The 24,887-nt window shown below is 70.3% G+C and carries 21 protein-coding genes; 7 read left to right on the forward strand and 14 right to left on the reverse strand.

All coding sequences use genetic code 11. The features are described 5' to 3' along the window. Positions 1-25: 25 nt before the first annotated feature. Positions 26-4,237: an ATP-dependent RNA helicase HrpA gene (gene hrpA / locus Q7X29_RS24495; protein WP_316575491.1), complete on the forward strand. Its 4,212-nt coding sequence runs from the start codon at positions 26-28 to the stop codon at positions 4,235-4,237. 10 nt (positions 4,238-4,247) lie between these two features. On the opposite strand, the gene nrdR is transcribed toward hrpA, so the two are convergent. The 3 genes from nrdR to Q7X29_RS24510 form a co-directional block, all read right to left on the reverse strand. Then, the gene (nrdR, locus tag Q7X29_RS24500; protein WP_316575492.1) at positions 4,248-4,718 is read right to left on the reverse strand and encodes a transcriptional regulator NrdR; all 471 of its coding nucleotides are present in this window, start codon (positions 4,716-4,718) and stop codon (positions 4,248-4,250) included. A gap of 54 nt (positions 4,719-4,772) precedes the next feature. Next, the gene (locus Q7X29_RS24505; protein ID WP_218716482.1) at positions 4,773-5,993 is read right to left on the reverse strand and encodes a hypothetical protein; all 1,221 of its coding nucleotides are present in this window, start codon (positions 5,991-5,993) and stop codon (positions 4,773-4,775) included. Positions 5,994-6,143: 150 nt separating this feature from the next. Next, the gene (locus Q7X29_RS24510; protein ID WP_316575493.1) at positions 6,144-6,791 is read right to left on the reverse strand and encodes a hypothetical protein; all 648 of its coding nucleotides are present in this window, start codon (positions 6,789-6,791) and stop codon (positions 6,144-6,146) included. Positions 6,792-7,096: 305 nt separating this feature from the next. Between Q7X29_RS24510 and lexA the strand changes: the two genes are divergently transcribed. After that, positions 7,097-7,738, forward strand: coding sequence for a transcriptional repressor LexA (gene lexA, locus Q7X29_RS24515; protein WP_374104813.1), 642 nt, complete (start codon positions 7,097-7,099; stop codon positions 7,736-7,738). A 19-nt stretch (positions 7,739-7,757) separates the two neighbouring features. Here lexA and Q7X29_RS24520 read toward each other — a convergent pair whose 3' ends face one another. The 7 genes from Q7X29_RS24520 to Q7X29_RS24550 all read right to left on the reverse strand — a co-directional run bounded on the left by Q7X29_RS24520 (position 7,758) and on the right by Q7X29_RS24550 (position 14,671). After that, the gene (locus Q7X29_RS24520; RefSeq protein ID WP_316575494.1) at positions 7,758-8,501 is read right to left on the reverse strand and encodes a pirin family protein; all 744 of its coding nucleotides are present in this window, start codon (positions 8,499-8,501) and stop codon (positions 7,758-7,760) included. Positions 8,502-8,592: 91 nt separating this feature from the next. Next, on the reverse strand, positions 8,593-9,450 hold the full coding sequence (locus Q7X29_RS24525) for a lysophospholipid acyltransferase family protein (protein ID WP_308248318.1): 858 nt from the start codon (positions 9,448-9,450) through the stop codon (positions 8,593-8,595). 142 nt (positions 9,451-9,592) lie between these two features. Beyond that, positions 9,593-11,023 carry a GTPase HflX gene (hflX, locus tag Q7X29_RS24530; protein WP_255586520.1) on the reverse strand — a complete coding sequence of 477 codons (1,431 nt, stop codon included), beginning with the start codon at positions 11,021-11,023 and terminating at the stop codon, positions 9,593-9,595. Between the two features lie 171 nt (positions 11,024-11,194). Further along, positions 11,195-12,076, reverse strand: coding sequence for a diaminopimelate epimerase (dapF, locus tag Q7X29_RS24535; RefSeq protein WP_316576332.1), 882 nt, complete (start codon positions 12,074-12,076; stop codon positions 11,195-11,197). Between the two features lie 44 nt (positions 12,077-12,120). Continuing rightward, positions 12,121-12,945, reverse strand: a complete 825-nt coding sequence (locus Q7X29_RS24540) for a TrmH family RNA methyltransferase (protein ID WP_316575495.1) — start codon at positions 12,943-12,945, stop codon at positions 12,121-12,123. 8 nt (positions 12,946-12,953) lie between these two features. Next, a complete protein-coding gene (gene miaA / locus Q7X29_RS24545) occupies positions 12,954-13,901 on the reverse strand; it encodes a tRNA (adenosine(37)-N6)-dimethylallyltransferase MiaA (protein ID WP_316575496.1) in 948 nt (315 codons plus the stop codon). Next, positions 13,898-14,671: a class III extradiol ring-cleavage dioxygenase family protein gene (locus Q7X29_RS24550; RefSeq protein WP_316575497.1), complete on the reverse strand. Its 774-nt coding sequence runs from the start codon at positions 14,669-14,671 to the stop codon at positions 13,898-13,900. Before Q7X29_RS24550 ends, miaA begins: the two co-directional genes overlap by 4 nt. A 263-nt stretch (positions 14,672-14,934) precedes the next feature. Between Q7X29_RS24550 and Q7X29_RS24555 the strand changes: the two genes are divergently transcribed. Then, entirely contained in the window at positions 14,935-16,314 is a 1,380-nt protein-coding gene (locus Q7X29_RS24555) for a DUF349 domain-containing protein (protein WP_218716475.1), read from the forward strand. Between the two features lie 57 nt (positions 16,315-16,371). Here the strand turns inward: Q7X29_RS24555 and Q7X29_RS24560 are convergent, their stop codons facing one another. Together Q7X29_RS24560 and miaB are read right to left on the reverse strand one after the other, a co-directional pair. After that, positions 16,372-16,947 carry an Rv2732c family membrane protein gene (locus Q7X29_RS24560; RefSeq protein WP_218716474.1) on the reverse strand — a complete coding sequence of 192 codons (576 nt, stop codon included), beginning with the start codon at positions 16,945-16,947 and terminating at the stop codon, positions 16,372-16,374. A gap of 137 nt (positions 16,948-17,084) precedes the next feature. After that, positions 17,085-18,545 carry a tRNA (N6-isopentenyl adenosine(37)-C2)-methylthiotransferase MiaB gene (gene miaB / locus Q7X29_RS24565; RefSeq protein WP_316576333.1) on the reverse strand — a complete coding sequence of 487 codons (1,461 nt, stop codon included), beginning with the start codon at positions 18,543-18,545 and terminating at the stop codon, positions 17,085-17,087. 304 nt (positions 18,546-18,849) lie between these two features. Between miaB and Q7X29_RS24570 the strand changes: the two genes are divergently transcribed. The 4 genes from Q7X29_RS24570 to Q7X29_RS24585 all read left to right on the forward strand — a co-directional run bounded on the left by Q7X29_RS24570 (position 18,850) and on the right by Q7X29_RS24585 (position 22,098). Beyond that, entirely contained in the window at positions 18,850-19,578 is a 729-nt protein-coding gene (locus tag Q7X29_RS24570) for an amino acid ABC transporter ATP-binding protein (protein ID WP_218716479.1), read from the forward strand. Positions 19,579-19,609: 31 nt separating this feature from the next. Continuing rightward, entirely contained in the window at positions 19,610-20,446 is an 837-nt protein-coding gene (locus Q7X29_RS24575; RefSeq protein ID WP_218716473.1) for a glutamate ABC transporter substrate-binding protein, read from the forward strand. Positions 20,447-20,536: 90 nt separating this feature from the next. Then, positions 20,537-21,208: an amino acid ABC transporter permease gene (locus Q7X29_RS24580; protein WP_218716472.1), complete on the forward strand. Its 672-nt coding sequence runs from the start codon at positions 20,537-20,539 to the stop codon at positions 21,206-21,208. Next, a complete protein-coding gene (locus Q7X29_RS24585) occupies positions 21,205-22,098 on the forward strand; it encodes an amino acid ABC transporter permease (protein WP_218716471.1) in 894 nt (297 codons plus the stop codon). Before Q7X29_RS24580 ends, Q7X29_RS24585 begins: the two co-directional genes overlap by 4 nt. 57 nt (positions 22,099-22,155) lie before the next feature. Here the strand turns inward: Q7X29_RS24585 and Q7X29_RS24590 are convergent, their stop codons facing one another. Both Q7X29_RS24590 and Q7X29_RS24595 read right to left on the reverse strand, forming a co-directional pair. Further along, the gene (locus Q7X29_RS24590; protein ID WP_316575498.1) at positions 22,156-23,922 is read right to left on the reverse strand and encodes an oleate hydratase; all 1,767 of its coding nucleotides are present in this window, start codon (positions 23,920-23,922) and stop codon (positions 22,156-22,158) included. Positions 23,923-23,959: 37 nt separating this feature from the next. Further along, positions 23,960-24,820 (reverse strand): 3-hydroxyacyl-CoA dehydrogenase, encoded by an 861-nt coding sequence (locus Q7X29_RS24595; RefSeq protein WP_316575499.1) that lies wholly within the window; start codon positions 24,818-24,820, stop codon positions 23,960-23,962. Positions 24,821-24,887: the final 67 nt, after the last annotated feature.

A 24,887-nucleotide genomic window follows, 5' to 3' on the forward strand; every position in this document is an offset into this window, starting at 1 on the left:
GGGCTTCGCTAGGCTGGTAGGCGCAATGACCAGGACAGCTAGCACCGGTACCCGCGCGCTGCGCACCCGCCTGGCGGAGGTCTCGCTGCGCGACGAACACCGGCTCCGGCGCAAGCTCGACCGGTCGCGCCCCGAGCACCTACCCGCTCTCGAGGCGGAGATCGCCGCCGCCGAGACCCGCGTGGCGAATCGCCGCGCGGCGGTCCCGCCGATCACCTACCCCGAGCAACTCCCGGTCTCTGCGCGCCGCGACGACATCGCCGCCGCCATCGCCGCGCACCAGGTCGTGATCGTGGCCGGGGAGACCGGCTCCGGCAAGACCACCCAGATCCCGAAGATCTGCCTCGAGCTCGGCCGCGGCATCCGCGGCACCATCGGCCACACCCAGCCACGGCGCCTGGCCGCGCGCACCGTGGCCGAGCGTATCGCCGAGGAACTGGGCACCGAGCTGGGTGACGTGGTCGGCTACACCGTCCGCTTCACCGACCAGGCCTCCGACCGCACGCTGGTCAAGCTGATGACCGACGGCATCCTGCTCGCCGAGATCCAGCGCGACCGGCTGCTGCGCCGCTACGACACAATCATCATCGACGAGGCGCACGAACGCAGCCTCAATATCGACTTCCTGCTCGGGTACCTCAAACAGCTGCTGCCCCAGCGCCCCGATCTCAAGGTGATCATCACCTCGGCCACCATCGATCCCGAGCTGTTCGCCCGCCACTTCGCCGACGCGCAGGGCACGCCCGCGCCGATCGTCGAGGTGTCGGGCCGGTCGTACCCGGTCGAGCTGCGCTATCGCCCGTTGTCACTGGAACTGCCCGGCACCGAGGACGACGACGAGGACACCCGCGTCGTCGATCGCGACCCCACCGACGCCATCGCCGACGCGGTCACCGAATTGTTCGCCGAGGGCGACGGCGACGTGCTGGTCTTCCTGTCCGGCGAACGCGAGATCCGCGACACCGCCGACGCCCTGCGCGATCTGAAACTCCCCCGCACCGAGATCGTGCCGCTCTACGCGCGCCTGTCGGCGGCCGAGCAGCACAAGGTGTTCGCCCCGCACACCGGCCGCCGGGTGGTGCTGGCCACCAACGTCGCCGAGACCTCGCTGACCGTGCCCGGCATCCGCTACGTGGTCGACCCCGGCACCGCCCGCATCTCCCGCTATTCGATGCGCACCAAGGTGCAGCGGCTGCCGATCGAACCGGTCTCGCAGGCCTCGGCGCGGCAGCGCTCGGGCCGCTGTGGCCGGGTCGCCGACGGCATCTGCATCCGCCTGTACTCCGAGGACGATTTCGAGTCGCGGCCCGCGTTCACCGAACCGGAGATCCTGCGCACCAACCTCGCCGCGGTCATCCTGCAGATGACGGCGCTGGGGCTGGGCGACATCGAGAGCTTCCCCTTCGTCGAGGCACCCGATCGCCGCGCCATCCGCGACGGCATCGCGCTACTGGAGGAACTGGGCGCGCTGGCCCACGGCAGCGCGAAAGCGGTGGACGGCGAAGCGGATTCGGGTGGCCGTCTCACGCTCACCCCGATCGGCCGGGAGATGTCGCAGCTGCCGGTCGACCCCCGGATGGCGCGCATGCTCGTCGAAGCGCATCGCAACGGGTGCCTGGACGAGGTGCTGGTGATCGTGGCGGCGCTGTCCATCCAGGATGTGCGCGAGCGACCGGTGGACCATCAGCAGGCCGCCGACACCCAGCACGCGCGCTTCACCGTCGACGGTTCGGATTTCCTGGCCTACCTGCGCCTGTGGGACTACCTGACCGAGCAGCGCAAGTCGTTGTCGTCCAACCAGTTCCGCCGGATGTGTCGCGACGAGTTCCTGCACTACCTGCGGATCAGGGAGTGGCAGGATCTGCACGGTCAGCTGCGCACCATCACCCGCGGGCTCGGCTGGAACGCCGCGGGCACGCCTCGCGAGAATGCCGTCGTCGCGGTCGAGGACGGTGCGACCCCGAACCGGAGTCGTCGCGGACGCGGACGCGCCGACCGCGAGCTACCGCAGTCGAGGGCCGAGGACGGGCAAGGCGAGCAGTCATCGAGTCGGCCCGGCGGCGGCTCCGCCCGAGGCGGGCGCGGCGCAGCGGCATCGCGGCCCGGGCGGAATTCGATCACGAGCGCCGCGACGGCGAAAGGCGGTCGCGAAGCTGCGGATTCGGCGGCTGAGGCGGCGATGCCGTGGCCGAGCGCGCAGATCCATCAGTCCCTGCTGGCGGGCATGCTCTCGCATATCGGTGTGCGCGAGGCGGAGTCACGGGAGTTCCTGGGCGCGCGCAACGCGAAGTTCATGATCTTCCCCGGATCCTCGCTGGCCAAGAAGCCGCCGCGCTGGGTGATGGCGGCCGAGCTGGTGGAGACCTCGCGGCTGTGGGGCCGCATCGCGGCGAAGGTGGAGCCCGAGTGGGCCGAGCGGCTCGCGGGCGATCTGGTCAAACGCACCTACTCCGAACCACATTGGTCGTCCAAGCGCGGCGCGGCCCGGGCCTACGAGCGGGCCACGCTCTACGGCGTGCCGCTGGTCACCGGCCGTCCCGTCGACTACGGGCGCATCGATCCGGAACTGTCGCGCGAGCTGTTCCTCCGGCACGCCCTGGTCCAGGGCGAATGGCAGACCCGGCACGGCTTCTTCGCCCGCAACCGCGCGCTGATCGACGATGTCGCCGATCTCGAGCATCGCGCCCGCCGCCGCGACATCCTCGTCGACGACGAGGTGCTGTTCGAGTTCTACGACCAGCGCATCCCCGCCGACATCGTCTCGGTCCGGCATTTCGACAGCTGGTGGCGCAAGGCCGAACGCACCGACCCCGCCCTGCTCGACTTCGCCACCGAGACCGTGGTCAACGCGGGGACCGCCGCGCTCGACCCGACCGATTTCCCCGACGCCTGGCGCCAGGGTGAGCTCAGCTTCCCGCTGACCTACCAGTTCGAACCCGGCCAGGACGACGACGGCGTGACCGTGCGCATCCCGGTCGAACAGCTCGCCCACGTGCGGGCCGTCGGCTTCGACTGGCTGGTTCCGGGCATGCGCGAGGAACTGGCCGCGGCCTTCATCAAGACCCTGCCGAAGACCTTGCGCCGCCAGGTCGTTCCCGCGCCCGACTTCGCGGCGGCCGCGCTGCGCGAGCTGGTCCCCCGGTCCGAACCGTTGCGCACCGGGCTGGCCAGGGAGCTGTCGCGGCTGGGTTCGGTCACCATCACCGCCGACGATCTCTCGCCCACCGCGCTTCCGGATCATCTGCGGATGACCTTCGCCGCCGTCGACGGCCGGGGCACCGTCCTGGCCACATCGAAGAACCTGGCCCAGCTGAAAACCCAGCTGGCCGCGCAGGTTTCGGCGTCGGTGGCCAAGGCCACGGCGGGCGCCGAACGCCCGGCCGCGACGGTGTGGACCTCCGAGTCGCTGGGCTCGGTGGCGCAGACGGTGCGCCGGGAGGTGGCCGGGCAGACCGTGACCGGGTATCCGGCGCTGGTGCCCGAGGGCGAGGGGGTGGCCGTGCGGGTGCTCAGTTCCCCGGCCGAACAGGCCGCCGCCATGCGCGCCGGCGTGCGCACCCTGCTGCTCGCCGCGATCCCGACCTCCACCCGCGCCGTCACCGCCGGACTGCCCGCCGCCGACCGCCTGGCGCTGAGCCAGAACCCCGACGGATCGCTGGACAAGCTGGTCGAGGACTGCCGGGTCGCCGCCGCCGACGAACTCATCGCCGCCGCGGGCGGGCCGGTCCGGACACCCGAGGAGTTCGACGCGCTGGTCGCCACCGTCCGGCCACAGCTGGCGGGCGCGGTGACCGGACTGATCCGGGCCGTCGCGCCGGTCCTGTCGGCCGCGCATCGGGCCCGCGCTGCCCTGGCCGACACCACCGAGGCCGACATCGCCGACGATGTCCGCCAGCAGCTCGACGACCTGCTGTTCCCCGGTTTCGTCGCCGAATGGGGTCGGGCCAGGCTGCGCGAACTGCCCCGCTATCTGCTCGCCGCGGCGCAGCGCCTGGAATCGCTGCCCGGCTCGGCGGTGCGCGATCGCCAGGGCATGGTCGAGGTCGACCGGATGCTGGCGGCCTACGACAAGCTGGTGCGGAGTCTGCCCGAGGGCCGCAAGCATGCCCGCGACGTCACCGAGATCTGGTGGATGATCGAGGAACTGCGGGTGAGCCTGTTCGCGCAAAAGCTCGGCACGCCGTACCCGGTGTCGGTCAAGCGGATCGAGAAGGCGATCGGCGCGATCCGGCGGTGAGCGGGGCGCGTCAGTCGGTCGTCGCGACGGTCGCCGCGCGCGCCTTGCGCATCTCGGTGATCTCGCGTTCGAAATCGGCCGCGCTGGTGAAGGATCGGTACACCGAGGCGAAGCGCAGGTAGGCCACTTCGTCCAGGTCCCGCAGCGGGCCCAGGATGGCCAAGCCGACCTCGTGGCTCGGAACTTCGGGAGAACCCTTGGCGCGCACCGCGTCCTCGACCTGCTGGGCCAGCAGGTTGAGTGCGTCGTCGTCGACCTCGCGGCCCTGGCAGGCACGGCGGACACCGACGATCACCTTCTCGCGGCTGAACGGCTCGGTGACGCCGCTGCGCTTGACCACCGACAGGATCGCGGTCTCGACGGTGGTGAACCGGCGACCGCAGGACGGACACGACCGCCGACGGCGGATCGCCGTGCCCTCCTCGACTTCACGCGAGTCCACGACTCGCGAGTCAGGGTGTCGGCAATACGGGCAATGCATCCGAGGGTTCCTTCGTCGAGGCGCACTCCATGGCACTTGACAGAATACCTGTCACTACTGCACCACCTGCCACTGCGTGGTCAGGTCCGCGATCAACTCGGGTAACCGGGCGAGCATCCGGCCGCGGGTGAGCTTGACGGGGAAGGGTTCGGCGAACACCGACACAGCGCGGGCCGCGTCGGCGGTGAGGTCCAGATGGCGCGGCACCAGGTCGGCGGTGATGTAGGCCCAGCGGTCGTCGCGGTCGGCCCAGTTGAAGTCGGGCAGCGGCGTCCGCAGGCCGAGTCCGCCCGCGCGCACCGTCGCCGGGGCGTACACCCCGGGCGCGCGGACGCCGGGCACCGCCGGTTTGCCCGCCACGGTGGTGACGTAGGTGAGGACCCGGCCCATGCCGTCGCGACCGGCCGCGGTGACGTCCCACTGGTCGGCGACGATGTGGTTCTGTTCGCGGTCGGTCATCCGGACCAGCGCGTCGGCCCGGCCCGCCGCGGTGCCGCCGTCGATACCCGCCCAAGCGGTGCGCATGCTCTCGTCGATCACGCCGGCGGCGAACAGCTCGTCGATGCCCGCCATCCCCTCGGCCAGATAGACCTCGTGCTGCGGAACCAGGTCGGTGAAGATGTGCTTCTGCATGATCATCAGCCGGGTCTGGTACCAGGCGAGGTCGGCGGCGGTCAGGCGCGGGCCGTGCAGCGCCAGCCCGGTGATGTCGGCGGGCACCTCGGCGACGAGCTCGGGCGGGGTGGCCCGCAGCAGTTCGGCGACGGCGGTACCGAGTTCGTGGATCCCACCGACCGAGAGCACCGCGCCGATGTCACCGACGTCGAAGAAGCCGGAGGCGAACGAGCCACCCGCGATGCCGGCCAGGCCCGCCCAGTAGAAGTCGGGCCGGGCGGCGGCGATGCGGAAGTAGTTGACATACACCTGGCTGAAGGTCGCCGAGTTGGCGGCCACACCGCGAGAGGGCTCCCAGGCAGCCAGATCGATGGCCGCGTTGCCGGTGGAGACGACCAGCCAATACTGGTGCAGCAGGGTGGCATAGCGCGGGGGCGCGATCCCGTCGGCGCGCGCGGCGTCCAGCGCGGCGCGCAGTGGAGGTTCGCTCAGGGGCAACGCCGGGTGCAGACCGCCGCCGAATTCGCCGTCGGCGTTGAGCGCGGGGAGATCGAGATAGTCGGCGTAGCCGGGGGTCGCGTGGGCCGGTGGCGTCAGCACCGCACCCAGGAGCAGACCGAGCAGCACAACGATCGAGTAGCGGCGCACATGACCTCGCATCCGGTTACGCCGAGGCCCCTACCCGCCTCGGTTCAGGATGCCCGTCACCGTAACAACACGTTCTAGTTCTGGGGCGCTTTTCGGGGACGCGGCCGATCTTCACGGTCGCCGAAACTACCCGAAAACCCGTTCTGTTCAGGCATTTTCACCTCAGCGAACTGTCCCGGACAGTCCACCCGCGCCCGCGTCCACCGACTGCGAGATCCCCGGCTCCGCCGGTTCGAACCGGTCACCGAAACTCCCCGCGCGCAGGTGCGCCAGGCCGAGGAAGGCCACGACGACGAGCGCGGTCACCAAGGCCGCCACCGCCAGCGCGGCGAAACCGATCTGCGCCTGTTCGACCCGGCGCACCGGATGCACTCCCCCGGCCCGCCCGACCCCGGACACCCGGGCGTACAGCGCCGCCTCGGCGGGACGGCTCGCCTGCCGCGGCCCGCGCTCGGTCCGGACCGGCTCACGCGTGCGGCGCGGCGAATCCGTCTGCGGCACCGTGGCGAAGGCGAGGTCGAGCTCGGCGTCGGCGGGCCGCTGCGACGCCGCCGCCAGTACGCCGCGGGCGACGGCCAGACCGTCGGCCCCGTAGGCGGCGAACACCTCGGCAGCGGGCCCGCGCGAGACCTCGGGTCGCGGCGGCAGCGGCGGCGGCACCGGCGCGGGCCGACGGACGATCGAGCCGGCGCCGACGCCGCGCACGAGCGAGAACGGCCGTCGCGCCCGGGCGTCGCGGCGGCGCCGGACGATCGGCTCGGGGTAGGCGGCGTGGTCGTGGGAACGCAGGGCGCTGGTCGCTGTGCTCATCGGAAGAACCTCCGGGGTGGTGTGCTCCGCTGCTGAAGGAAGTGCTGGTGAAGCCGCTGTGTCACACTTTGTTCGAACACCTGTGCGACGAACTGATGTTCGATTTCTACCACGCCGCGGAGACGATGTCAGCACGAAACGCCCGACATGCTCGAACAGATGTTTGATACTTCGGCGTGGCACGACTAGCCTCGGAAAGGCGAAATCGACCAGCGGAAGGGCGGGACACGGTGACCCACACAGACGACACGGGTGACGAAAGCGCTACCGGCACCGTCACATCGGGATCCGGTGCGGATCTCACCGTGCGTCAGCGCACGGTCCTCGACGTCATCCGTACCTCGGTGACCGAACGCGGCTATCCGCCCAGCATCCGCGAGATCGGGGACGCGGTCGGGCTCACCTCCACCTCCTCGGTGGCGCATCAGCTGCGCGCGCTCGAGCGCAAGGGGTACCTGCGTCGCGACCCGAATCGTCCGCGCGCGGTGAATGTTCGCGGTCTCGACGAAGCGGTCCGCTCGGTGACGACGCTGCCCGTCGACGCGCCCGACGAGGTGGACGCGGCCAGGCCGACGCCGACCTTCGTTCCGGTCCTGGGCCGAATCGCCGCCGGTGGGCCGATCCTGGCCGAGCAGGCCGTGGAAGACGTCTTCCCGCTCCCCCGCGAGCTCGTCGGCGACGGCTCGCTGTTCCTGCTGAAGGTCGTGGGCCAGTCCATGGTCGACGCGGCCATCTGCGACGGCGACTGGGTCGTGGTGCGGCAGCAGAACGTCGCCGAGGGCGGTGACATCGTCGCCGCCATGATCGACGGCGAGGCGACGGTGAAGACGTTCAAGCGCACCGGCAAGGACGTGTGGCTGATGCCGCACAACCCGCACTTCGAACCGATTCCGGGCAACGACGCGCAAATTCTCGGCAAGGTCGTCACCGTCATCCGCAAGATCTGAGATCCGGCCGCCCCGGCGCTCAGTCGCGCACGGCGGCGTCCATCTCCCAGATCAGCAGTTCGGCGGCGGTCGACGCGGTAACGCGGTGGCCGCCGGCGGCGGTCAGACGCACCGCGTCGCCCTGCGCCAGCGCGCCGTGGTCCTCGAACTCGACCGAGCCGCGCGCGACGAAGACGTGCCCGTACAGCGCGTCCGGCACGGTGATCGAGCGGCCCGGATCCAGCCGCGCCACATGGAACGTGGCGTGCCGGTTGCCGATGCCGATCGCGGCGTGGTCGCGGTGGCGCGGCATGCCGGAGGCGACGGGCAGCAGGGTGTTGCGGCGCAGCTCGTCGGCGATGTCGAGTTCCTGGTAGCTCGGCGTGACGCCCGGGGTGTCCGGCGGGATCCACATCTGCACGACGTGCAGGCGCTCACGCTCCCGGTAGCCGGCGCCGTTGCGTTCGGAATGCCGGATGCCGGTGCCCGCGCTCATCCGCTGGGCCAGGCCCGGGTGGATCACGCCGGAATGCCCGGCGGAATCCTGGTGCACGACGGTGCCCTCCAGGACCCAGGTGAGGATCTCGGTGTCGCGGTGCTGATGGGTGTCGAACCCTTCGCCCGGGCCGACGGTGTCCTCGTTGTGCACCAGCAGCAGCCCGTGGGCGTTGTCCTCGAGCACGAAGTTGCCCGTCGCCGGGAAGGACTGCCGGGAATCGAGCCAGGCGTTCCACCAGTGCGCGCGCCGCGCACCCGGAATGACCTGAACCTGCGCCGTCGCCATCGTCATCACCTTCCGCCATCCGGACTAGGGTCCGCATAGCGGGTAACGCGGTGGGCGCCGCGGGCATTCCACGGCGCTCCACCCGCGAAGGTCAGAAGGGCAAGGCGTTGCGGAGGCGGCCGACCAGGGTGCGGCCGGAATCGCGCTCGCGTTCGTTGAACAGGAACTGGAGTTCTTCCTCGAGCCCCTTGCGGACCACGTCACGCAGATCGGCCGCCGCGGCGTCGACATCGTCGGCCTCGAGCCAGGGCGTCGGGTCGATCGGCGTGCCCGCCGAGAAGTAGAACCGCTCCGGGCGCGGCACCGGCGTCGGGCCGATGCCCTTGACCAGCGGCGGGTTCAGTTCCGGGTTGATGCCGAGCAGGCTGCACGTCCAGCGCAGCGGGCGCATCACCGGGTGCTGGCCGTCGAAGACGATGTCGAACGCGTCGTCGATGCCGATCATCGCCAGCGGCACGATCGGCACCCCCGCCTGGATCGCCATCCGCGCGAAGCCGGTCCGGCCCTCCCATTTGAGCACGTACTTCTCGCCCTTGCGGCGGATCGCCTCCCGGCCACCGCCCGGGAACACGACCACAGCCTCGCCCCGCTCCAGCAGCGCCAGGCAGTTGCCGCGGGTGCCCCGCACCGCGCCGAAGCGATGCAGGATCTCCCGCACGCCCGGCACCATCAGCACGTGCTCGGCCAGGCCGCGCACCAGGCGCCCGCGCTGACGCAGGATCTCCGGCATCAGCAGCGGCGCGTCGATCCCGCCGAGCAGATTGTGATTGGCCACGATCAGCACCGGGCCCTCGGCCGGGATGTTCTCCAGGCCGTAGAACCGCGGACTGGTCCACGCGCGCACCGGCGCGAAGAACGCCTCGAACGCCCGGATCTCCCATTCGCTCGGCGTCGGATTCAACGGCGCGTTGTCGGAGAGGATCCGGTCGCCCTGCTCGACCGATCCCACCCTGTTCTCGTTCACAATCGCTGGACCCCGCTGGTCATTCGACATAACACCCTCCTGCTGTCGACAATCGACCATAGCGCCCGAAAATGGCTGTGTCGCATCGACGTTGACCGCTACCCCGCGGCAAACCCTGCTGGTCGGATCAGTTCGGCACGGCCTCGGCCGGGCCCGAATGGGCATATTCCGACAGTGCGGCGGCCAGCGCGTGCGGTACCCGCGCGCGGACCCTGGTGCCGCCTTCCTCGTGCTCGGAGGTGATGATCCGGCCGTCGGCGTGGATGCGCGCGAGCAGGTCGCCGCGGCTGTAGGGCAGCAGCACACTGATGTCGACATCGAGCCCGCCGAGCACCTCCGAGAGCCGCTCGCGCAGCTCCTCCACCCCGGCGCCGGTCTGCGCCGAGACGAACGCCGCGTCGGGCAGCATCCCGCGCAGCCGGGTGAGCTCGTTCGGGTCGGCCGCGTCGATCTTGTTGACCACCAGCAGTTCCGGCGGCGCGGCGGTGCCCTGCTCCTTGATCACGTCGGTGATCACCTCGCGGACCGCCTTGATCTGTTCGAGCGGCAGCGGGTCGGAACCGTCGACGACATGCAGCAGCAGGTCGGCGCCGGTGACCTCCTCCAGCGTCGAGCGGAACGCCTCGACCAGCTGGGTGGGCAGGTGCCGGACGAAGCCGACGGTATCGGTGAACACCATCTCGCGGCCGTCGTCGAGCGCGGCCCGGCGAGTGGTCGGATCGAGGGTGGCGAACAGCGCGTCCTGCACCAGCAGGCCCGCTCCGGTCAGCGCGTTCATCAGGCTGGACTTGCCCGCGTTGGTGTAGCCGACGATCGCGATCGAGGGGACCCCGCTGCCCGCGCGGCGCGCGCGCATGGTGTCGCGCGCGGTCTTCATCTCGCGGATCTCACGACGCAGCTTGGCCATCCGCTCGCGGATGCGGCGACGGTCGGTCTCGATCTTGGTCTCACCGGGACCACGCAGACCCACACCGCCGTTGCTGCCCGCGCGACCACCGGCCTGCCGCGACATCGACTCACCCCAGCCGCGCAGGCGGGGCAGCATGTATTCCATCTGGGCCAGCGCGACCTGGGCCTTGCCCTCGCGGGAGGTGGCGTGCTGGGCGAAGATGTCGAGGATCAGCGCGGTGCGGTCGATGACCTTCACCTTGACGACCTTCTCCAGCGCGGTCAGCTGCGCCGGGGTCAGCTCACCGTCGCAGATCACGGTGTCGGCGCCGGTGTCGAGAACCACGGTGCGCAGTTCCTCGGCCTTGCCGGAGCCGATGTAGGTGGCCGGGTCGGGCTTGTCGCGACGCTGGATCAGGCCTTCGAGGACCTCCGAGCCCGCGGTCTCGGCGAGGGCGGCCAGCTCGACCATGCTCGCCTCGGCCTGGGCGGAGCTGCCGGTGGTCCACACACCGACCAGCACGACCCGTTCCAGGCGCAGCTGCCGATATTCGACCTCGGTGATGTCGGTGAGCTCGGTGGACAGTCCGGCCACGCGGCGCAACGAGGAACGCTCGTCGAGCTGCATCTCGCCGACGGTGGGTTCGGGGGACCAGCCGGGCTGCCGCATGCGGGCCGCGTGGCGGGCCAGCGCGTCGTCGACGTCGCCGCGATCGGCGGCCACGTCGGGCTCGGCCGCGGTGGTGTGCTCGGCCGAGGGGGTGTCTGTGGGGGTTTCTGGTTTCGTCATACGCCCTCCATGCTGCCACGTCACGGTGACAGGGCGCATCCGGTTATCCCGCTACTGCCCGTCCCACCAGTCCCGCGACAGCGTTCCGGTGGCCACCAGCACCGACGGGCCGCGCAGCTGGGCCCGGCCCCGGTCGACGGTCACCCGCACCTCGCCGCCGGGTACCCGCACCGTCACCGCACCGGATCCGGTGCTCACCGAGACACCGGCGGCGGTCAGCGCGGCGGCCGCCGCGGCCACGGTTCCCGTTCCGCAGGACCGGGTCTCGCCGACGCCGCGTTCGTAGACGCGCATGTCGACGGCGTGGTCGGGGCCGAGCGCGGTGAGGATCTCGACATTGACCCCGTGCGGGAACAGGTCGGGGTCGAAGCCGGGCGAGACCGCCAGATCCAGCTTGGCCAGCGCGTCCGCGGTGAGCCCGGGGTCGACGCAGGCCAGGTGCGGATTGCCGACATCGATGCCGATGCCCGACAGCGCCCAGCCGCCCAGGGTGGCGGTCGAGGGCCCGAGTTCGCGCACAACGCCCATGTCGACGGTGACCTCGCCCTCGACCGGTCCAGCCGCGTGCACCACGACCGGCCGGGCGCCGGCCCGGCTGCCGACGACGAACTCCGTGCGCGATTCCAGCCCGGACGCGGCGAGGTAGTGCGCGAAGACCCGCACGCCGTTGCCGCACATCTCGGCGATCGAGCCGTCGGCGTTGCGGTAGTCCATGAACCAGTCCTCGGCGCCGACACCCTCGGGCAGCGCGGTGAGCACGCCCGCTTCGACCAGCGCGCCCGTCTTCGCCACCCGCAGCACGCCGTCGGCGCCCAGCCCACGCTGCCGGTCGCACAGCGCGGCGATCCGGTCGGCGGTCAGGTCGAGCCGGACCTGGGGGTCGGGCAGCACCACGAAGTCGTTCTGGGTGCCGTGGCCTTTGCTGAATTCGATGTCGGACACGTTCGTCATTCTCCTCTGCGCCGCCGGGGACCGCGTTACCGGGCGAAGGTGCGCCGCTGACGGGCGATCTCGTACAGGCTGATCGCGCCCGCCGACGGCGCGCCGAGCGAGCTGGCCGTGCCGCCCATCGGGATGGTCACCAGATCGTCGCAGGCCTCGGCCCAGGCCGAACTCATCCCGGTCGTCTCGTTGCCGACCACCAGGATGGTGGCCTCGGTGAAGTCGTAGTCGTAGATGGTGCTGGGCGCGTCCTCGTCGGTGCCGACGATGCGGGTGGGGATGCCGCGGGCCACCTGGCGATCGCGGAACTCGAGCACCTGGGCCGGGCCTGCCGCGCGCAGCACCGGGACCGCGAACAGCGAGCCGGTGGAGGCGCGCACGGCCTGCGGGTCGAACTGGTCGGCGCCGTGGCCGGTGACGATCACGCCCGAGGCGCCGAAGGCGTCCGCCGAACGGATCAGGGTGCCCAGGTTGCCCGGCGAGTTCGGGCGATCGAACACGACGACGACCGGCGCGTCCTCCCCCGGTTCGCCCGGCGCGTAGTCGGCCAGGTCCGGCTGCCGCGACACCGCGACCGCGACGATCTCCGGCACGCTCGCCGCCTTCTCGCCCAGCTCGGCCATCAGCTCGGGCACGAGTCCGACCTGCGGCACGTCGGCGGTGTCGAGCACCTCGCGCGCCCAGCTCGACAGTTCGGGGGTCCCCAGCCGGTAGAGCAGCGTCTCGAGGGGCCAGTCGTTGGCCAGCGCCTGGGTGATCGGGCGCACGCCCTGCACGAGGAACCGGCCGTCACGATGACGTTTCGTCCGGTTGTTGAGGTAGGCCTGCCACACCTGCACCGAGGCGTTGCGGGTACTCACTCGTCGCGTCACTGCGCTGTCCGTCCTGTCGGGTCTGTCTGGTGCGTGGTGAGCCGGGCCAGCGCGGTCGCGGCGAGCTCGGGGTCGGCGCCGTCGACCCAGGTCACCCGGGGATCGCGGCGGAACCACGACCGCTGCCTGCGCACATACCGGCGGGTGCCGATCAGCGTGCGCTCGCGGGCGTGGGCGAGGTCGTAGTCACCGTCGAGGTGGGCCAGCACCTGGGCGTAGCCGATCGCGCGGCGGGCGGTCTGGCCTTCGCGCAGGCCGACCTCGATCAGGGCGCGCACTTCCTCGACCAGACCGGTGTCGAACATCAGGGCGGTCCGGGTCTCGATCCGGGCGTCCAGGGCGGCGGTCTCGCGGTCGACGCCGAGGATGGCCGTGTCCCAGCGGGGGGCGCCGATCGTCGGCGCCGAGGCCGCGAAGGGCTGGCCGGTCAGCTCGACGACCTCGAGCGCGCGCACCATCCGGCGACCGTCGGTGGGCAGGATGGTGGCGGCCGCGACCGGATCGGCCGCGCGCAGCGCCGCGTGCACGGCGGCCACGCCGCCCTCGGCGAGCAATGCCTCCCAGCGGGCGCGCACCGCCGGGTCGGTGGCCGGGAAGTCCCACTGGTCCAGCAGGGCCTGCACATACATCATCGAGCCGCCGACGATCACCGGAGTGCGCCCGCGCGCCATGATGTCCTCGACGATCGCGCTCGCCTCGCGCTGGTAGGCGGCGACCGTCGCGGTCTCGGTGACCTCGAGCACGTCGAGCAGGTGGTGCGCAATGCCACGGCGCTGGTCGGGCGGCAGCTTGGCGGTGCCGACGTCCATTCCGCGGTAGAGCTGCATCGCGTCGATGTTGACGATCTCGCCGTCGAGCCGTTCGGCCAGGTCGAGCGCGAGATCGGACTTGCCGGTGGCGGTGGGGCCGACGACCGCGATGGGGCGCCCGGGCCAGCTCGTCACTCGTCGCTACCTTCCTGTCCACCGGGTTCCCACACGCTCACGTCGTAGCCGACACCATAGGGTGCGCCCTGATAGAGGGTACGCACCCGTGGATCGGCCGAATCGGTGGCGAACAGACCGCCGAGCACCTGATAGGCGGCCCGCCCGTCGAGCAGCAGTTGCGCGCACAGCGCGGGGTCCAGGACCGCCAGCCCGGTCCGCGAGCCGGCGCGCAGGGCGGCGTCGAGCGCGTCCTGGACCGGCGCCGCCCGCTCGTCCAGGTATCCGGGCGCCGCGACCGTGAGCGTCGCCGCGCCGTCGGCGACGACCAGCACCGCGTGCGGGGCGGGGTCTGCGTCGAGTTCGGCCCGCAGCGCCGCGCCCGCCCTGGCACAGTCCGCGGGCGCGGTGTCGGCGGCCAGCAGCCGCGCCGTCACCGAGATCCCGGGGGCGACCTGCTCGCGCAACCATCCGGCGACCAGGACCGGCAGGGGAAGCTGGGGGTCTGCTGGGGCCGCGTCCGGCCCCGCCGGGCCGAGCCCGACGACGACGTCGGCGCCGAAGCCACGGAACGTCCCTCTGGTCGTGGACGCGAAGTTCTGGTCGCGCGCGCCGACGCCGACGACCGTCCAGCGGTCGGTCGCGGCGGCGAGCGTGGCCACGGCGTCGAGGGCGGCGGCGCGCAGCACCGCGGTCGGGTCGTCGGGATCACTGCCCGCTGCCACCCGGCGCCCGCACAGTTCGGGCACCAGCATCGGCGGCGACGGGACCAGGGCCGCTATCGAGAACACGCGGTAACCGTAGCCGTATCGCGCGCCGGAGGCCGCACCCGCCGCACCGCGACCGGGCAGCCGTCTGCGAGTGTCCGGCGCGGTGATGCCCGCCGAGATTGCTAGTGTTTTCAGGTGCGACTACCCACGTCGTCCGGGACGAAATCCCAGGAAATCCGGCATCCGATCACTCGGATCGATGGTTTCCTCGGCTCCGACCGGGTTCAATGGGATGTGCTAGGGCGTAACCAGGCAGCCGTGACGCGCGGCAGGGACGGAGAGCAATGACCGACAGCAACGGAACCGCGAAGCCCACCCCCGGTCCGGGCCCGCGACCGTCCGGTACCCCCAAGCCCGGCGGAAAGTCTCCGCGTCCGCCGAAGCCACACGCCGTGAAACCGGCGCCGGGCCCCGATCAACCCCATCCGCACCCGGTCGTCGTGCCGACGGTCACCGACCCCAGCAAGTGGGGCCGGGTCGACGAGGACGGCACCGCGTGGGTCAAGACCGCCGACGGCGAGCGGATCATCGGGTCCTGGCAGGCGGGCGACGCCGCCGAGGGACTCGAGCACTTCGGCCGCCGCTTCGACGACCTGGCCACCGAGGTGGCGCTGCTCGAGGCCAGGCTGGCCGCGGGCGCCGACGCCCGCAAGACCAAGGCGGCCGCACTCGCGATCGCCGAGACACTGCCGACCGCGGCCGTCATCGGCGATATCGACGGTCTGGCCGTGCGTCTGCAGGCGATCACCGAGCACTCCGAAGAGGCCGCCGCGCACGCCAAGGAGGAGAAGGAGCGCGCCCGGCACGAGCACACCGAGCGCAAGGAAGCCCTTGCCGCCGAGGCCGAGCAGATCGCCGCCGAGTCCACCCAGTGGAAGCACGCGGGCGACCGGCTGCGCGAGATCCTCGACGAGTGGAAGTCCATCCGCGGGGTCGACCGCAAGGTCGACGACGCTCTGTGGAAGCGCTATTCCAAGGCCCGCGAGGCGTTCAACCGCAGGCGCGGCGCGCACTTCGCCGAGCTCGACCGCGAGCGCGCTTCGGCGAAGACGCGCAAGGAAGAGCTGTGCGTACGCGCCGAGGAACTGTCGGGCTCGACCGACTGGACCGGCACGGCCGCGGTATTCCGCGACCTGCTCACCGAGTGGAAGGCGGCGGGCCGCGCCCCGCGCGAGGCCGACGAGGCGCTGTGGCGGCGGTTCAAGAGCGCCCAGGACGTGTTCTTCGCCGCGCGCAACGCGGCGGTCTCCGAGCGCGACGCCGAGTTCGAGCACAACGCCACCGCCAAGGAGGAGCTGCTGCGCGCCTACGCGCACATCGACCCGGCCACCGGGCTCGACGCCGCCCGCAACGCCCTGCGCGAGCTGCAGGACAAGTGGGACGCCGTCGGCAAGGTGCCGCGCGAGCGCATGCAGGAGCTGGAAGGCAAGCTGCGCGCCATCGAGAAGCGCGTGCGCGACGCCGCCGACCAGCAGTGGCGGCGCACCGATCCGGAGGCGGTGGCGCGCGCCGCGCAGTTCCGCGAGCGGGTCGCCCAGTTCGAGGAGCAGGCCGCCAAGGCCACCGCGGCGGGCAAGAAGCGCGACGCGGAGAAGGCGCTCGAGCAGGCCAAGCAGTGGCGTGAATGGGCCGAGGCCGCCGAAGGCGCGGTCAGCAACCGCTGAGCTCGCGAAACGAGTGAACCCCCGACCGGATGGTCGGGGGTTCACTCGTTCCGCGGGCTATTCGCCGGTCAGGCGCTTACGATCGCGTTCCTCGGCCTCGCGCGCGGCGTTGCGGCGCTGCTCCTCGGCGGCGAGCTGCACGGCGGTGCGGCTCCAGACCACGCGAATCCAGTGGAAGGTGAGCACCATGATCGCGATGGTGCCCAGGATCAGGCCGATGCCGGGGCCGGCGCCCTCGTAGTTGCCCAGGCCGGGGGTCTGCCGGTGCCAGATCGACAGCACGCCGAACACGCTGCCGACCGCCGAGCCCGCGCAGGCCAGCCAGGCCAGCACCCAGCGGCGGGTGGTCAGCGCCAGCAGCGAGAAGCCGACACCGAAGACGATGACCAGCCAGACGAAGATCCGCGAGGGCAGGCCGATGTGCTCGACCCCCGCGGCCTCGGTGTTGAGCAGCACGTCGAACCCGCGCGCGGTGCCCGCGGTCGGCAGCACCAGCGAGATCAGCAGCGCGAAGACCGCGCCCGCCACGACCAGCGCCCGCGCGCCGGGATCGATCTCGCCGGCGATGCGGCGTTCCACCGCGTCGAGTTCGCCGCGGAACTGTTCGAATTCCTTGTCGTCCACCCGGTTCACCGCGTTGTCGCTCCTGTTCGCAGGCTGATCGTTGCTGGTCTCGTGTGCGCCCGGCTCTACTGTGCCATCACCGTCCGCGCCGTCGGCACCCGACCCACTACGACCGGTAGTAGGTTCGGGGTCCTCCGGCGTCGAGCTCACGAGCAGCCGGTCGAGCAGCCACTGGTGACCGGCTCGACCGCGGGCGCGCCGATCCGCGGCAGCCCCAGGCCGACGCCGATCGGTTCGGTCTTCGGCGTCACGCCGCGCTCGTGCGCGTCGCCCGCCCTGGTGCGCCGGTGCGACTTCACCGCGCCGTCGGCGATCAGGTGGTGGGGCGCGGCCTCGGTGATGTGGACGACGACGATGTCGCCCGGGCGGATCCCCGCGTCGGTGCCGGGCCGGAAGTGCACCAGCCTGCCGTCGCGCGCGCGACCGCTCATCCGGGCGGTGGCGGCGTTCTTCTTGCCCGCGCCGTCGGCGACGAGCAGTTCCACCTCGGTGCCGATCAACGCCTGGTTGGCTTCGAGCGAGACCTGCTCCTGCAGGGCGATCAGCCGGTCGTAGCGCTCCTGCACCACCGCCTTGGGCAGCTGGTCGGGCAGTTCGGCGGCCGGGGTTCCCGGCCGCTTGGAGTACTGGAAGGTGTAGGCGCTGGTGAACCGCGCCCGGCGCACCACGTCCAGGGTCTCCTGGAAGTCCTCCTCGGTCTCGCCGGGGAAGCCCACGATGATGTCGGTGGTGATCGAGGCGTGCGGCATCGCCGCGCGCACCTTGTCGATGATGCCCAGGAAGCGCTCCTTGCGGTAGGAGCGACGCATCGCCTTGAGCACCCGGTCCGACCCGGACTGCAGCGGCATGTGCAGCTGCGGGCAGACGGTCGGGGTCTGCGCCATCGCCTCGATGACATCGTCGGTGAACTCGGCCGGATGCGGGGAGGTGAACCGCACCCGCTCGAGGCCTTCGATCTGTCCGGTCGCGCGCAGCAGCTGGGCGAAGGCCCCGCGATCACGCGGCTGTTCCGGGTCCACGAAGTTCACGCCGTAGGAGTTGACGTTCTGGCCGAGCAGCGTCACCTCGAGCACGCCCTGATCGACCAGCGCCTGCACCTCGGCGAGCACGTCACCGGGGCGGCGGTCGACCTCCTTGCCGCGCAGCGCGGGCACGATGCAGAAGGTGCAGGTGTTGTTGCAGCCCACCGAGATCGACACCCAGCCGGCGTAGGCCGATTCCCGCTTGGCGGGCAGCGTCGAGGGGAACGCCTCGAGCGATTCGAGGATCTCGACCTGGGCTTCCTCGTTGTGCCGAGCCCGCTCGAGCAGCACCGGCAGCGAGCCGATGTTGTGTGTGCCGAACACCACGTCGACCCAGGGCGCCTTGCGCACGACGGTCTCGCGGTCCTTCTGCGCCAGGCAGCCGCCGACGGCGATCTGCATGCCGGGCCTGCCCTGCTTCACCGGCGCCAGGTGGCCCAAGGTGCCGTAGAGCTTGTTGTCGGCGTTCTCGCGCACCGCGCAGGTGTTGAACACCACCAGGTCGGGGGTGTCGGTGGGCGCGGCCTTCACATAGCCCGCGTCTTCGAGCAGGCCGGACAAGCGTTCGGAGTCGTGTACGTTCATCTGGCAGCCGAAGGTGCGGACCTCGTAACTGCGCGCCTGCGTCACCGCGCGCTCCGTCGCGTTCTGTCCGTTCGAATCCACCCGTCCAGGGTACGGCCCGCCCCTGATGTGGTCTGCGTCGCGTCCGGGAGTCGCCCGTGGTACCGGCAGGTTACCGGCCGGTGTCGTTTCGGCGTGCCGTGGCGGCGAGTCACGGAAAGCCGGGCAAATCTCCGAAGAACGCCTAAGGTTTCTGACCATGACCGACGACGCCGCACCCGCGACCGGGAAAGCCGACGCCGCCGCCACTGCTGGCGCGCCGCCGATGATCTCGATGCGCAACGTGGACAAACACTTCGGTGAACTCCACGTCCTGCGCCACATCAACCTGGAAGTCCCCCGCGGGCAGGTCGTGATCGTCCTCGGCCCCTCGGGCTCGGGGAAGTCCACCCTGTGCCGCACCATCAACCGGCTCGAACCGATCGACTCCGGCGACATCGCCATCGACGGCGTCGCGCTGCCCGCCGAGGGCAAGGCGCTGGCCGCGCTGCGCGCCGAGGTCGGCATGGTGTTCCAGTCGTTCAATCTGTTCGCGCACAAGACGATTCTCGACAACGTCATGCTCGCGCCGCTGAAGGTGCGCGGCATCAAGAAGGACGAGGCGCGCAAGCACGCGCTGGCCCTGCTCGACCGGGTCGGCATCGCCAACCAGGCCGACAAGTACCCCGCCCAGCTCTCCGGCGGCCAGCAGCAGCGCGTCGCGATCGCCCGCTCGCTGGCGATGGACCCGAAGGTGATGCTCTTCGACGAGCCCACCTCCGCGCTGGACCCGGAGATGGTCAACGAAGTGCTCGAGGTGATGGTCTCGCTCGCCAAGGAGGGCATGACGATGCTCGTCGTGACCCACGAGATGGGCTTCGCCCGCCGGGCCGGCGACCGCGTGCTGTTCATGGCCGACGGCGAGATCGTCGAGGACACCGCGCCGGAGACCTTCTTCACCGCACCCGCCTCGGACCGGGCCAAGGACTTCCTCGGCAAAATTCTCAGTCACTGACCACCACCCATCACCAGGAGAAGGACACTCGATGAGGATCAATCGTGCGATGCGGGTCGGAATCGGCGCCGCGGCACTGGCATTGGCTGCCACGCTCACCGCGGGCTGTGGCGGCGGTGACGAGGGGTCGGTGCTCGACCACGCCAAGGACGGCAAGCTGACCGTCGGCATCAAGTTCGACCAGCCGGGTCTGGGCCTGCGCAACACCGACGGCACCTACAGCGGCTTCGACGTCGAGGTGGCCAAGTACGTGGCCGACAAGCTCGGCGTGAAGCCGGAGAACATCACCTTCAAGGAGTCGCCGTCGGCGCAGCGCGAGACGCTGCTCGAGAACGGTCAGGTCGACTACGTCGTCGCGACCTACTCGATCACCGACAAGCGCAAGGAGAAGGTCGACTTCGCCGGCCCGTACTACATCGCCGGTCAGGACCTGCTGGTGCGCGCCGACAACACCGACATCACCGGCCCGGACTCGCTGGCGGGCAAGAAGGTGTGCTCGGTGAAGGGCTCCACCCCGGCCCAGAACATCAAGGACAAGTTCCCGCAGGCGCAGCTGCAGACCTACGACACCTACTCGCTGTGCATCGAGGCGCTGCGGGGCGGCGCGATGGACGCGGTGACCACCGACAACGTCATCCTCGCCGGTTACGCCGCGCAGTCGCCGGGCTCCTACAAGCTGGTCAACAAGCCCTTCACCACCGAGAAGTACGGCATCGGTATCAAGAAGGGCGAGACCGAGGCGCGCACCAAGATCAACGACGCGATCGAGGCGATGATCGCCGACGGTTCGTGGAAGGCCGCGCTGGAGAAGTCCTTCGCCGGCACCGGTTTCGCGATCCCGCAGCCGCCGACCGTCGACCGCTACTGATCACCGCCGCGGTGGCGGTCCGGGAGTCCCGGGCCGCCACCGCGGTCGAGTCCTGCTGGCCCTTACACATCGATCGGAGGACGCGCGTCCGTGTTCGACCTGATCTCGAGGTACGACTCCGAAATCCTCGACGCCTTCTGGGTGACCATCAAGCTGACGTTCTTCTCCGCGATCGGCGCGCTGCTCCTCGGCACCCTCGTCGCCGCCATGCGCGTGTCCCCCATCCCGGTCGCGCGCTGGGTCGGCTCCGCCTACGTCTCGATCTTCCGCAACACCCCCCTGACGCTGATCATCGTGTTCTGCTCGCTGGGCCTGTACACGACCCTGGGCTGGAAGCTGGCCGGTGATTCGCTCTCGGACAACAACTATCGCTGGGCGATCGTCGGCTTGAGCGTCTACACGGCGGCCTTCGTGTGCGAGTCGCTGCGCTCGGGCATCAACACGGTGCCGCTGGGCCAGTCCGAAGCGGGCCGCTCGCTCGGCTTCGGCTTCGCGCAGAACCTGCGCCTGGTGGTGCTGCCGCAGGCCTTCCGCGCGGTCATCGCCCCGCTGGGCAGTGTGCTGATCGCCCTGACGAAGAACTCGACCATCGCCTCGGTGATCGGTGTCGGCGAGGCCGCCTTCCTGATGAGCGAGATGAACGAGAACGAGGCCGCGCTGCTCGCGATCGGTGCGATCTTCGCCCTCGGCTTCGTCATTCTCACCCTGCCGACCGGCCTGTTCTTCGGCTGGCTGGCCAAGCGATTCGAGGTAGCCCGATGAGCGCAGCTTCGGTCCTCTTCGACGCGCCGGGCCCCCGCGCGCGCCTGCGGCATCACCTCTACTCGGTCCTGGTCGTGCTCGCGCTGGCCGGTTTCGGCTGGCTGCTGTTCGACGCGTTCGACGAGCAGGGTCAGTTCACCGCGGCCAAGTGGAAGCCGTTCCTGGAAGCGGGCGTCTGGGAGACCTACCTGCTGCCCGGTCTGCGGGGCACGTTGACCGCGGCGGTCATCTCGATCGTGTTCGCGCTGATCTTCGGCATGATCTTCGGCATCCTGCGGCTGTCGGATCACAAGTGGATCCGCTGGACCGCGGGCGCGATCGTCGAGCTGGCCAGGGCGATCCCGGTGCTGATCCTGATGATCTTCCTGTTCGCCGTCTTCGGCGAGTACAAGGTCTTCCGCTCCGACGACCTGGCGCTGGCCGCGGTCGTCATCGCGCTGGTGATCTACAACGCCTCGGTCATCGCCGAGATCGTGCGCGCGGGTATCCGGTCGCTGCCCAAGGGCCAGACCGAGGCCGCGGTGGCGCTGGGCCTGCGCAAGACCCAGCTGATGCGCCTGATCCTGCTGCCGCAGGCGGTCACGGCGATGCTGCCCGCCCTGGTGTCGCAGATGGTGGTCGTGCTCAAGGACACCGCGCTGGGCTACCAGATCACCTATGTGGAACTGGTGCGCGCCGGTCAGCAGGAGGGTGCCTCGCAGCAGAACACCATCCCCGCGCTGATCGTCGTGGCGCTGATCATGATCTCGCTGAACCTGGCGCTGACCTTCCTGGCGACGACGCTGGAGAAGCGGCTGCGGTCGCGGCGCAAGCGGGGCGGCGGCGCCGTGCTGGCCGCCGACTCGATCGTCACCGACGCCGCTCCCGGCGTGGACATCACCAAGAACTAGCTCAGCGAACACGCCGCGGGGCCCGGTCCGGACGGATCGGGCCCCGCGTTGTGTCCCCTAGTCCTCGCCGACGAGGCCGAACTCGCGCAGCAGCGGCCCGATCTCGGTGTCGTCGAGCTTCTTCAGCAGCCGGTGCCGGACGAAGTCCGGTCCGGGCAGGCTCATCTCCTCGCCGTCCCGCAACCGGCTGGTCGCCGCCAGTAGCGAGCGGATGTCGTAGGTGGAGGCGTACACCTCCGGCACCCCACGTTCGATGTCGAGCAGCCGGTAGGCCGCCTCCATGCCGGTGCGCACCGAGTACTCGGTGGTGAAGATGCAGTCGCGGGTGGTCTCGGCGAACTGGCCGATGAAGGCGAAGTTCACCGCGCCGGCGGGCACCACGTCGGGCCGGTCGCCCGCCTGGCGCGGCATGAAGAACGCCGTCACGTACGGCATCATCACCGGCACGCAGGTCGCCGCGTCGGCGGCCATCTCCGGGATCTCCGCCTCGGGCACGCCCAGGTGGTAGAGCCATTCCTGGGTGATCTCCGCCCCGGTGCAGTCCTGCATCGACTTGCGCACGAAATCGCCGGGCTTGTCGGCGAAGAGCGCGTACACCCACACCACGATCTGGTCGGCGGGCTGTTGTTTGAAGTGTGGCTGCCGGTTCACCGTCCAGCTCATCAGCCAGGACGAGTCCCGCACCGTCACGATGCCGCCGGTGACGACCTTGCCGCTGAACGGGTCCCGCTTGCAGATCTTCTGGATGTAACGCGGAATCCGCTCGTCGAGGGTGGTGACCGTGGCCGATTCCCATTTGGTCTCCGGGATGTGGCCGCCGAAGACGTCGGGATGACCGAACGCGGGGTCCTTGGCCGCGATCCGCCGCCACAGATCCCAGGCCGGGGCCGGGCCCTCGTCGAGTTTCGCGGGCGTGTGCTGATCGCCTTCGTCGGAGTTCTCGGTGAGCGAGCCGATGGTGACGAACAGCAGATCGTTCGCCGTCAGATCGACGCCGCCGTCGACGCCCTCGGACACCCAGCGCAGCCGGGTGGCTTGTTTGCGCGGCCCGGTGATGTCGAAATCGACGTCGGTGACCTCGGTGTCGAAGCGGAACCGCACACCCTGGTCGAGCAGCCACCGATACAGCGGCAGCACCAGCGACTCGTACTGGTTGTACTTGGTGAACTTCAGCGCCGAGAAGTCCGGCAGGCCGCCGATGTGGTGGATGAAGCGGTGCAGGTACAGCTTCATCTCGAGCGCGCTGTGCCATTCCTCGAACGCGAACATCGTGCGCCAGTACAGCCAGAAATTGCTGGCCAGGAAGTCCGCGCCGAACACCTCGTCGATGCGCTTGTTCTCCATCTGCTCGCGGGTGGCGAGGAACACCTTCACGATGTCCTTCTGCGCGCGGTCGGTGAGGGTGAACAGGCCGTCGGTGTGCGCGTCCTGGCCGCGTCGCACGGTGGCGCGCTGGAGCGAGAAGTTCGGGTCGTCCTTGTTGAGCCAGTAGAACTCGTCGAGGACGCTGGCGCCCTCTATCTCCAGGGACGGCACCGAACGGTAGAGATCCCACAGACATTCGAAGTGGTTCTCCATCTCGCGCCCACCGCGGATGACAAAGCCCTTCTTCGGTTCCCTGATGCCGTCGAGCGCACCGCCGGGCAGCTTCAGCCGCTCCAGCACGGTGATCCGGTCGCCGGACATCTGCCCGTCCCTGATCAGGAAGGCCGCGCCCGACAGCGACGCCAGGCCTGCGCCGACGAACCACGCCGACTTGTCTTCCACCCCTTGGGGTTTGCGCGGACGGGCGAACGCTTCGTAGTTGCCACTGCTGTAGTACATCCGACTCCTCTGTCCGTTCCGGCGATGTCGAGCGGGACTACGCGGTGTAGCGGTAGAACCCCTCCCCGGTGGCGGCGCCGAGCTTGCCCTTGTCGATGTAGTTCTCCTTGAGCCAGGCCGCGAGCTTCTTGTGCGCGTCGCTGCCGTTGATCAGGATGTTGTAGGGGGTGGTCAGGCCGACGATGTCGAGGATCTGGAACGGGCCCATCGGGGCGCCGGTGGCGATGCGCCAGGTCTCGTCGACCGCGGCGGGTTCGGCGTATCCGCCCGCGGCCAGCTCGATGCCGGAATTCAGGAACGGCACCAGCAGCGAGTTGAGAACGTAACCGGCCTTCTCCTTGTGCAATTCGATCGGCACCATGCCGATGGCCGTCGCGAACGCGACCACCGCCTGGAACACCGCCGGATCGGTCCGCTCGGTGCCCATGACCTCGGCGGTGTTGAACTTCCAGACGTGGTTGGCGAAGTGCAGCGCCAGGAACCGGTCGGCGCGGCCGGTGTAGTCGACGATGTCGCTGGGCAGCAGCGTCGAGGAGTTCGTCGCGAACACGGTGCGTTCGGGCGCCAGCGCCCCGAGCTTGCCGTAGAGGTCGCGCTTGATCTCGAGCACCTCGGGCACCGCCTCGATGATCAGGTCCGCCTCGGCCGCCGCGGCCGCCAGATCGGTGGTCAGCGTGATGCCCGCGGCGGTCGCTGCGGTGTTGCTCGCATCCGCGCCTTCGACGTCCTGCTGATACACCTTGGCGAGCTCGTCGAATCGGCCACGTGCGGCGGTGATCGCCTTGTCGTCGATGTCGTAGGCGGTCACGTCGAACCCGTGGAAGGCGGTCTGGAACGCGATCTGGGATCCGAGCACCCCCGTCCCCAGGACGGTCACCTTGCGGAATTCGATCGTCATGCGTCATCCTCCCAGTCGGGAAGCGGACCCCCACGCCGCTCCGCGTTTCGGTTGCCGGTGTCACCAC

The sequence above is a fragment of the Nocardia canadensis genome (assembly GCF_032656385.1).
Taxonomy (GTDB): Bacteria; Actinomycetota; Actinomycetes; order Mycobacteriales; family Mycobacteriaceae; genus Nocardia; species Nocardia canadensis.

What these genes read in the sequence shown, in the direction of transcription:
- nrdR (WP_316575492.1), bottom strand. Translation starts at nt 4,718, where the DNA reads ATGCATTGCCCGTATTGCCGACACCCTGACTCGCGAGTCGTGGACTCG.
- Q7X29_RS24590 (WP_316575498.1), bottom strand. Translation starts at nt 23,922, where the DNA reads ATGTACTACAGCAGTGGCAACTACGAAGCGTTCGCCCGTCCGCGCAAA.
- hflX (WP_255586520.1), bottom strand. Translation starts at nt 11,023, where the DNA reads ATGCGGCAGCCCGGCTGGTCCCCCGAACCCACCGTCGGCGAGATGCAG.
- Q7X29_RS24520 (WP_316575494.1), bottom strand. Translation starts at nt 8,501, where the DNA reads ATGGCGACGGCGCAGGTTCAGGTCATTCCGGGTGCGCGGCGCGCGCAC.
- Q7X29_RS24585 (WP_218716471.1), top strand. Translation starts at nt 21,205, where the DNA reads ATGAGCGCAGCTTCGGTCCTCTTCGACGCGCCGGGCCCCCGCGCGCGC.
- Q7X29_RS24595 (WP_316575499.1), bottom strand. Translation starts at nt 24,820, where the DNA reads ATGACGATCGAATTCCGCAAGGTGACCGTCCTGGGGACGGGGGTGCTC.
- Q7X29_RS24575 (WP_218716473.1), top strand. Translation starts at nt 19,610, where the DNA reads ATGAGGATCAATCGTGCGATGCGGGTCGGAATCGGCGCCGCGGCACTG.
- Q7X29_RS24570 (WP_218716479.1), top strand. Translation starts at nt 18,850, where the DNA reads ATGATCTCGATGCGCAACGTGGACAAACACTTCGGTGAACTCCACGTC.
- Q7X29_RS24505 (WP_218716482.1), bottom strand. Translation starts at nt 5,993, where the DNA reads ATGCGAGGTCATGTGCGCCGCTACTCGATCGTTGTGCTGCTCGGTCTG.
- miaB (WP_316576333.1), bottom strand. Translation starts at nt 18,545, where the DNA reads ATGAACGTACACGACTCCGAACGCTTGTCCGGCCTGCTCGAAGACGCG.
- Q7X29_RS24555 (WP_218716475.1), top strand. Translation starts at nt 14,935, where the DNA reads ATGACCGACAGCAACGGAACCGCGAAGCCCACCCCCGGTCCGGGCCCG.
- hrpA (WP_316575491.1), top strand. Translation starts at nt 26, where the DNA reads ATGACCAGGACAGCTAGCACCGGTACCCGCGCGCTGCGCACCCGCCTG.
- Q7X29_RS24510 (WP_316575493.1), bottom strand. Translation starts at nt 6,791, where the DNA reads ATGAGCACAGCGACCAGCGCCCTGCGTTCCCACGACCACGCCGCCTAC.